Raw genomic sequence first — 260 nt, 5'->3', positions numbered from 1 at the left:
GACCACCCGGCATGCAGAACGCGTGGCCACCGCACTGAACGGAAGCCAGTCAGGCATCGTGCTGGTCGACGACGTCACGCAGGGATTGGCCGTGGTCAACGCCTACGCCGCCGAGCACCTCGAGATCCAGACGAAGGACGCGTCCGACGTCGCAGCCCGGGTGCGCAGCGCCGGTGCCGTGTTCGTCGGAGCGTGGTCTCCGGTGAGCCTCGGTGACTACTGCGCCGGCTCCAATCACGTCCTGCCGACGGCGGGATGCG

Annotated in this window: 1 protein-coding gene; it reads left to right on the top strand. The window is 68.8% G+C overall.

All coding sequences use genetic code 11. The features are described from left to right. Positions 1-260 (top strand): histidinol dehydrogenase (locus A2J02_RS20000; protein ID WP_197478080.1); only part of this gene is annotated, 260 nt, incomplete at both ends.

Origin of the sequence: Rhodococcus sp. EPR-147 (assembly GCF_001647185.1) — a bacterium.
Classification (GTDB): Bacteria; Actinomycetota; Actinomycetes; order Mycobacteriales; family Mycobacteriaceae; genus Rhodococcoides.
The sequence above is the reverse complement of the archived record's forward strand: the minus strand, read 5'-3'. Positions and strand labels throughout refer to the sequence as shown.